Origin of the sequence: Aliivibrio sp. S3MY1 (assembly GCF_028765575.1) — a bacterium.
In the GTDB taxonomy this organism is placed as follows: Bacteria; Pseudomonadota; Gammaproteobacteria; order Enterobacterales; family Vibrionaceae; genus Aliivibrio.
Genome location: NZ_JARACO010000045.1, coordinates 1 through 8,006, shown reverse-complemented (window position 1 = coordinate 8,006; position 8,006 = coordinate 1). Strand labels below are relative to the sequence as shown.

Annotated in this window: 7 protein-coding genes; 3 read left to right on the top strand and 4 right to left on the bottom strand. The window is 38.2% G+C overall.

Features of this window, described 5'->3' with window-relative positions; genetic code table 11:
- Positions 1-63: 63 nt before the first annotated feature.
- A complete protein-coding gene (locus tag PVK62_RS16730; RefSeq protein ID WP_274443897.1) occupies positions 64-978 on the bottom strand; it encodes a dialkylrecorsinol condensing enzyme in 915 nt (304 codons plus the stop codon).
- A gap of 315 nt (positions 979-1,293) precedes the next feature.
- On the opposite strand from PVK62_RS16730, the gene PVK62_RS16725 reads away from it, so the two are divergent.
- Entirely contained in the window at positions 1,294-1,452 is a 159-nt protein-coding gene (locus tag PVK62_RS16725) for a YqaE/Pmp3 family membrane protein (protein ID WP_274443898.1), read from the top strand.
- 121 nt (positions 1,453-1,573) lie between these two features.
- On the opposite strand, the gene metE is transcribed toward PVK62_RS16725, so the two are convergent.
- Entirely contained in the window at positions 1,574-3,907 is a 2,334-nt protein-coding gene (gene metE, locus PVK62_RS16720) for a 5-methyltetrahydropteroyltriglutamate--homocysteine S-methyltransferase (RefSeq protein ID WP_274443899.1), read from the bottom strand.
- A gap of 221 nt (positions 3,908-4,128) precedes the next feature.
- Here metE and PVK62_RS16715 point away from each other — a divergent pair, with 221 nt between their 5' ends.
- Complete coding sequence (locus tag PVK62_RS16715) at positions 4,129-5,040, top strand: LysR substrate-binding domain-containing protein (protein WP_274443901.1); 912 nt, start codon at positions 4,129-4,131, stop codon at positions 5,038-5,040.
- A gap of 33 nt (positions 5,041-5,073) precedes the next feature.
- On the opposite strand, the gene PVK62_RS16710 is transcribed toward PVK62_RS16715, so the two are convergent.
- Positions 5,074-5,268 (bottom strand): DUF4250 domain-containing protein, encoded by a 195-nt coding sequence (locus tag PVK62_RS16710; RefSeq protein WP_274443902.1) that lies wholly within the window; start codon positions 5,266-5,268, stop codon positions 5,074-5,076.
- Between the two features lie 67 nt (positions 5,269-5,335).
- On the bottom strand, positions 5,336-6,043 hold the full coding sequence (locus PVK62_RS16705) for a hypothetical protein (protein WP_274443903.1): 708 nt from the start codon (positions 6,041-6,043) through the stop codon (positions 5,336-5,338).
- A 324-nt stretch (positions 6,044-6,367) separates the two neighbouring features.
- On the opposite strand from PVK62_RS16705, the gene dcuC reads away from it, so the two are divergent.
- The gene (gene dcuC, locus PVK62_RS16700) at positions 6,368-7,735 is read left to right on the top strand and encodes an anaerobic C4-dicarboxylate transporter DcuC (protein ID WP_274443904.1); all 1,368 of its coding nucleotides are present in this window, start codon (positions 6,368-6,370) and stop codon (positions 7,733-7,735) included.
- Positions 7,736-8,006: the final 271 nt, after the last annotated feature.

Sequence of the window (8,006 nt, the reverse complement as noted above, 5' to 3'; positions counted from 1 at the left end):
TTACCAACGGCATCATTAGGCAAAAAAGCCTGAATATCATTGATATATACTTTTTTATTCATTCTAACGTCCTGACGGTTTTTCGTAATAGGTAATGCTTTCTTCTACGGCTTTCTTTCTAAAAGGTGAAATAAGTTTCTTCACTAATAAGTTTATCGGTACCAAAGTTAATACCATTAGCGCCAAAAATACGGCATATATAGTAATCACTATTTTACGAGGAAAAGAACCAGGCTTACCTGATTTTTGAATTAGCTTTCCCCATACCATAAACGAGCGTGTGGCGATTTTTTCAGAACCGATCAGTTTTCCATTGACGGTTACAGCATTCAAGTTTTTAAGTAATGGTGCTTTTTTCTTTTCTAAATCTTGTTTTAGTGCCGATACCAAACGGTGGCCAAAACGCTCACTCTCTTGCAAATCTTTTTCAGAAACGCCAGCGGCTGGGAATATCCAAAATGGATCTTTTTTGCCGGTTAACAACCAACGAGGTGTGGTAATAAACGCATAAATAGCCCCCCCTTGATCGGTTAAGACCGCATTATCAATCAAGGTTCCACCTACGTCTGCAATGACAGTTTTCATTTTCTCTTGAGCCATTACCCACATATCACGACACGCGATAAAGGTAATAACAGGCTTACCGTTAATCAATGACTTCGCTTGTTCTGTCTGAAGAAATCCAGTCATTGGAATTGAAGGTGATAAAAACCAAACGGTATAACCTAAGATAATTAAGTCGTACTCATCCTCTAAATTCTCCGCAGGCTTTACCTCGCAACCATTCATATAAATCGCTTCAGGAAAAGCATCAAAGAAAGGATAAAATGACCAAGGATATGGGTATTTATTGACGGGCTCTACGCAATGATAATCAATTTTCACTTCGTCACTTTGACGTAACGGCGCAGTTGCTAACTCAACAAATTTTGCAAGCTGACCACTTTGGGAGTGAGAGATAACTAGAACTTTTTTCATAGGAAGAGTAAACATTGCCATAAATAATTTATTTACAACTATTTTATAGCATTCATGATTAATATAAATAGCTAATCACTATTTTTAACAACGTCACTATGAGCTTAAGTTATTTTTAGTAAAGCATAATTAAAAACTTGCGAGCGATATTGTAGTTCTATAATTAAAAATATTAACGCTATTATTTTTCAAAACCGAATAAAAAACGCAAATTATCACTCTACGACTTGAACAAAAGAAGCTCACGTATTATTACTATGTTATCCAACTTACTCATTTTGTTAATCATAATGACTTAATCTATAGAGGCGTTTTATGAACAAACTTGTTTTAATTATTTTATGCGTATTACTTCCACCGCTAGGTGTTTTCTTTGCTAAAGGGGTAGGAAAAGATCTTTTAATTAATATCGTATTAACTATTTTCTTCTGGGTACCAGGAATGATTCATGCGTTATGGGTCACAACTCGTTAAAAAAGAAACTTATTAAATTAAACTGTAAAATAAAAAAGCGAAACCCTAAATGAAGGCGTTTCGCTTTTATTTGGTTCCACGTAAATCAACGTTATTAACCAGTAATATTAGTTATTCTTATCTAAGCTGCGTTAACTTGCCACTTCTTACGCAGTGTTTTCGCCGCTTTTACCATGTTTTCAAGCGCTGCTTCTGTTTCTTCCCAATTACGGGTTTTCAAACCACAATCTGGGTTCACCCATAAACGCTCAACAGGCACTTTTGCTGCTGCGGTTTCAATTAAATCAACAATCCACTCTTCATTTGGAATATTTGGCGAGTGAATATCATAAACACCCGGTCCAATCTCATTTGGATAATTAAAGTCTTCAAATGCTTTCAATAATTCCATGTTTGAACGAGAGGTTTCAATGGTGATCACATCTGCATCTAACGCCGCCACTGATTCGATAATCTCATTGAACTCGCTGTAACACATGTGAGTATGAATTTGAGTTTCTGATTTCGCACTTGCTGCTGAGATCTTAAACGCTTCTACTGCCCACTCTAAATACGCTTTTTGATCGCTCTTTTTAATTGGTAAGCCTTCACGAATTGCAGGCTCATCAATTTGAATTATATTAATGCCCGCTTGCTGAAGATCAGAAACCTCATCACGTAATACCAGAGCTAGCTGCTGTGCGATCTCTTTACGCGTAATATCTTCACGTGGGAACGTCCAACCAAGAATCGTTACTGGGCCTGTTAGCATGCCTTTCATTTGTTTGGTTGTTAGGGACTGTGCGTACTGAGTCCAATTGACTGTAATTGGTGCTTCACGCTCAATATCTGCCACCACGATAGCGGGTTTAACACAACGAGAGCCATAGCTTTGAACCCAACCAAATCGTGTTGCTTGAAAACCATTTAGATTCTCCGCAAAGTATTCAACCATGTCATTACGTTCTGCTTCACCATGCACTAATACATCCAAATCTAAACGTTCTTGACGCTCTACCGCATCAGCAATATGACCTTTCATTGCCGCCACATAATCTTGTTCATTCAATTTACCAGCACGATACGCGCTGCGCTGTTGACGAATATCTGAGGTTTGTGGAAATGAACCAATCGTCGTTGTTGGCAGTAATGGTAAACCTAACTTTTCAGCTTGGTGCTGTGCTCGAACTGAATACACATCTGCTCGCTCAGCTAACGCAGGAGTAATCGCCGCTAAACGTTGCTGTACCGCAGGCTTATTAATGTGATCTGCCGTTTCACGCTCACGCAGTGGTTGACTGTATTGATGACACGCTAAGATTGCATTTTGATTACCATCTAAAGCGCCCGCTAACAAAGTCACCTCTTTTAGTTTTTGTTTTGCAAAGGCAAACCATTGAGTCGTTTCTTGTGATAATTCGGTTTCTTGCTCTAAATCTACTGGGCTATGCAGTAATGAACATGAGCTTGCAATCCACAACTTATCACCCAATTTAGCTTTCACAGGTTGCAATCTTTCATGCAAACGCTCTAAATCTGCACGCCATACATTACGGCCATTAATTGCACCAACAGACAATACCCACTCTTTTGGTAATCCATCGACAATCGTATCTAATTGTTTAGGGTCTGCTGATATATCAATATGTAAACCATTTACCGCTAATTCGGTGATCTTATCTAAATGATGTTCGACGCCATCAAAATACGTTGTTAATAGTAACTTCACATCACTTTGGATTACTTGATAAGCCAATTTGAATGAATTTGCCCATGCCTTTGGTAGTTCAAGCGCTAGAATTGGCTCATCAATTTGCACCCATTCAACACCAAGCGCAGATAACTTCGAAAAAATGGTCTGATAAGCAGTAAGTAAGCGAGGAAGAAGCGCTAAACGATCAAACCCTTGCGCTACTTCTTCATCATTCACTTCTTTACCTAGCCACAAATAACTTAATGGACCAAGAAGTACCGGTTTAACAATATGCCCCTGCTTTTGCGCTCCTGTTATTTCATCAAATAGCTGCGACCAACTAACGTTAAATTTATCGTCTTTAGAAAATTCCGGCACGATATAGTGATAATTAGTATTAAACCACTTAGTCATGTCTGATGCCGCTTCACCACAACCACAGCTGTTTTGAGATTGACCACGACCCACTTTAAATAAGGTATCTAAATCAGGAAAACCGTTATTGTGACGAGCTGGTACATGACCTAATAGAAGACTTGTCGTTAATACATGATCGTACCAAGCAAAATCACCCGCAGTAACGAAATCAAGGCCAGATGTGGTTTGATCTTTCCAATGACGTTGGCGTAATTCACTGCCAACGGCTAATAATTCTTTTTGCTCTATCTCGCCACGCCAATATTTTTCTTGTGCAAATTTTAACTCTCGTTGAGCACCTACTCGTGGGTAGCCTAAAATATGAGTAACTGTTTTTCCTACTGTATTGTTTAATTTTGTTGTCATTTGTCTAATTCCTTTAGCCGTTTGGATGGCTAAATAATGACCTTTTTTCTAACTGTCTACAACGTCGAATTCTTCATTTTGATTATGAATTTATTTCAACTAAGTGTTCGCTTAATTTAAATGTATTAATTTCATTTAGCCGTCTAGATGTTTACTTTCTACTGTTTTCACTTTACTGTGAAGGTTACTAAGCTTACTCAAACGGAACTTGAGGTACAGTAATGATTGAATTAAAACACCTAAAAACCTTAACTACATTACGTGACACTGGCTCATTAACCGCAACGGCGAATGCGCTCCATTTAACCCAGTCGGCCCTTTCTCACCAACTGAAGGATTTTGAAGCACGCCTTGGGAACCATGTTTTTTTACGTAAAACACGCCCGGTAAAATTCACCTCAGAAGGTGAGATCTTATTAAAACTAGCAGATGAGGTTTTGCCGAAAATGGCCAGAGCTGAATATGATATTGCTAGCCTAAAAGAAGATTTACATGGTCGACTACACATGGCGATTGAATGCCACTCTTGCTTTCAATGGTTAATGCCTGCGATTAAAGAATATCAAGTTGTTTGGCCTGAAGTTGAATTGGATTTTTCATCAGGCTTTGGTTTTGAGCCTTTACCTGCATTAGTAAATGGTGATCTAGATTTAGTGATCACCTCTGACATTCAACCCCGTGGTGAGATACATTACGAACCATTGTTTGATTTTGAAATGCGTCTTGTCATGGCAACAAACCACCCTCTCGCGGATAAAGAATACATAGATCCCGAAGATTTGCTCGATCAAACCATGCTAACTTATCCCGTCCAAAAACAGCGTTTAGATGTTGTAAAGCATTTTCTATCGCCAAGTCATGTTGAGCCAGCCAAATGGAAGCAAGCAGAAAATACATTAATGTTGATACAAATGGTGTCGGCAGGTTTAGGTGTTGCAGCATTACCTAATTGGGCAATCAGTGAATTTTCAAGACAAGGATTAATTGAAAGTAAACCATTAGGGAAAGGATTATGGCGAAGATTGTTCGCTGCCGTTAGGGACAGCGAACATGATAAAAGATATGTACAAGCATTTTTCTCTACTGCGAAACAGCAGAGTCAGAGTCATTTAGATGGAATTAAAATGACTTAAATAGAGGTATTTTCTATTGCGTTAATTTAAAACTTATTTATTTTTAAATTGATTCGTTAATGGGTCATATTGATAACCCAAGCCACTGAGCTTGTCTTGAACTCCTTGTGTATCAAGCTCATACACGCTGGACAATTCTTCTAGACTGTGACATTCCAATCGCAATTTTTCATTAATGATGCCGAGTAGAATTCCACTTTCTAGTCCGTGAGCATTACTTAAATCCAATCTTCACCCTCCATGTTGCTTAAGAGACACATCAAGATTAGATCAGTTTTTAAAAGTAATGCGTGCCCTAGATCACAAAAAACAACTGAAATTGATAATAACCAGAAATAGCCATAATTACGCTTGCTATTGCTAGATTTGGCCATTTCACGGCTTGCTGTTTAAATAAGTGAAAGATCCAAAAACCAATACTTACTAACATCAAACTTAATGCAATACCGAGCTTAACAGCCATTCGATCCAAAAATATCTCATGAATACTTAACGTTTGACATAACAAAATAACCGACATAATTATTCCACTTACCACACCACAAATTGGTAATAGTTTATGGAATGTTTGTAAACGAGTTCGTGCCAACGTTAATAGTAAATGGGTTAACAATGCTCCAAATAAGAACGGACCTGTCATTGCAAAAAATAACTGGGTAAATGAACCTGAACCCAAGGCTAAATTAACAAAGCTTGCCGCAGCAAAACCATTCGCTAATGCCATCACAATTAATGGCCCTTTATCACGAGTTTTTCCTGTTTTTACACTCAGATAAAAACCAGCAATGGCAATCGCAGGTACAAAATTAATTGCAAAAATAGAAGCATAAGTCATACCGATACCAGCAATGACACACCAACCTAAGATCAATACTGGTAGCCATTTATGAATACGGCCACGTTGACCTGGGCAAATATCCCCTTTATGCAGAATGATCGTTAATAATATTTGTGCACCTAAGAGTGCAGGAATAAGAATATATTGTAAGGTTTGAAAAAACATAACTACGCCACCTAATTAGAATGACGCTAGTATAAACCCTAATTTCACTTCGTCTAGTGACGATTAAAAAACAATCAACTCCTATTGAGTTCTCAAAATTATAGGTAACACGTTTCAACTTATTATCCTTTCACAACAACAAGAATAACAGTCATGCATCGTTTTATTAACACAACTGTTTTTTATTTGTTTTAGATCATGATGAGGTTAAGTAGCAGATGTGCTACAGGTGAAAATTAGGTAAGTTTCTATTACGAAATGTGTAAGAATATGTGTAAAAGTTACACGTTTTTTTGTATTTTTAAATCTTAAGGGGAAAATTCCATGTTGGAGTTAATGATTGGTTTTGTGATCACCGTATTGGTCGGTTACTTTATCGTAAAAGGATATAAGGCGGCAGGGGTACTACTAACTGCTGGTTTAGCATTACTTATTATTGCAGGCTTATTAGGGCATACCGTTTTACCTGCAAAAGTTACTGCTACAGGTAATTTATTAACAGATGCACTAGAATACGTAAAATACATGCTGCAATATCGTGGGGGCGGCCTAGGTATGCAAATCATGCTACTTTGTGGTTTTGCTTCTTACATGACTCACATTGGTGCAAACAATGTGGTTGTAAAACAATTCTCTAAACCATTAGCTTTTATTAAATCACCTTATGTTTTACTTGTAGCGGCTTATATCGTGGCGTGTTTAATGTCACTTGCGGTAAGTTCTGCAACAGGTCTTGGTGTACTGTTAATGGCGACACTTTTCCCAATGATGACAGCAATGGGTATCTCTCGCCCTGCAGCTGTTGCCGTTTGTGCATCTCCAGCAGCCATCATTCTTTCGCCAACTTCTGGTGACGTTATCGTTGCTGCAGAAAAATCAGGTCTTCCTCTACATACGTTCGCGGTTGAGACGGTATTACCTGTTTCTATCTGTGCCATTATTGTTATGGCAGCAGCGGCTTTCTTCTGGAATAAATACCTAGATAAGAAAGAAAATACGCCAATGGAAAAAGTTGATATTTCAGCAATGGAAGTTAACGCACCTTCTTACTATGCGATTTTACCTTTCTTACCAATCGTTGGTGTCTTTGTCTTCAATGGCGAAACTATCCCAGGCTTGTCTTTAGATATTTATACTATTGTTGTTGCTTCCATCTTTATTGGTGCTGTCATTAACTTTATTACTAATAAACTAGACGGCAGAGCAACGCTAGAAGATTTAGAATCTTGTTATGCAGGTATGGCTGATGCCTTTAAAGGCGTAGTAATGCTATTGGTTGCTGCGGGTGTATTTGCGCAAGGCCTAATGTCTGTTGGTGCGATTGATAACCTACTTCATCTTGCAGACTCTGCGGGGGCGGGTGGTATTGCATTAATGCTACTTCTAACTGGCTTAACCGTAGCAGCAGCAATTGCAACAGGTTCTGGTAACGCGCCTTTCTATGCATTCGTAGAATTAGCACCACAATTGGCGGGCAAAATGGGGCTTAGTCCTGCGTTCCTTATCATTCCAATGCTTCAAGCCTCTAACCTAGGCCGCACAATTTCTCCAGTGTCTGGTGTTATCGTTGCGACATCTGGTATGGCTAAAATCAGTCCCTTTGAAGTTGTGAAACGTACTTCTGTGCCTGTTATTTGTGGCTTAATCACTGTCATTGTAGGAACTATGGTACTTGTTCCAATGTATGCGTAACTAAGTTAGATAGATAGATAATGATTCTTAAACGCCAGTGGTTAATACGACTGGCGTTTTTTTGATTCTATTTATTTTATTTTGTGATGCTCCCGTAAATCTTATGGAATAAAGCTACATTTAACTTAAAAACACACATAACAAAAGCACTCATAACCATCATGATCAAAGATACGACTATTATTTTTACCCTATCCTTTCTGGCGATTTCTATCGCCTACCAATGTCGTTTATAGATCTAGTTCTATCTTGCTATTAGACGTCCCTACTT

Excerpts from the sequence above, each read along its gene's own strand:
- PVK62_RS16730 (WP_274443897.1), bottom strand. The coding sequence starts at position 978 with ATGAAAAAAGTTCTAGTTATCTCTCACTCCCAAAGTGGTCAGCTTGCA.
- PVK62_RS16725 (WP_274443898.1), top strand. The coding sequence starts at position 1,294 with ATGAACAAACTTGTTTTAATTATTTTATGCGTATTACTTCCACCGCTA.
- metE (WP_274443899.1), bottom strand. The coding sequence starts at position 3,907 with ATGACAACAAAATTAAACAATACAGTAGGAAAAACAGTTACTCATATT.
- PVK62_RS16715 (WP_274443901.1), top strand. The coding sequence starts at position 4,129 with ATGATTGAATTAAAACACCTAAAAACCTTAACTACATTACGTGACACT.
- PVK62_RS16705 (WP_274443903.1), bottom strand. The coding sequence starts at position 6,043 with ATGTTTTTTCAAACCTTACAATATATTCTTATTCCTGCACTCTTAGGT.
- dcuC (WP_274443904.1), top strand. The coding sequence starts at position 6,368 with ATGTTGGAGTTAATGATTGGTTTTGTGATCACCGTATTGGTCGGTTAC.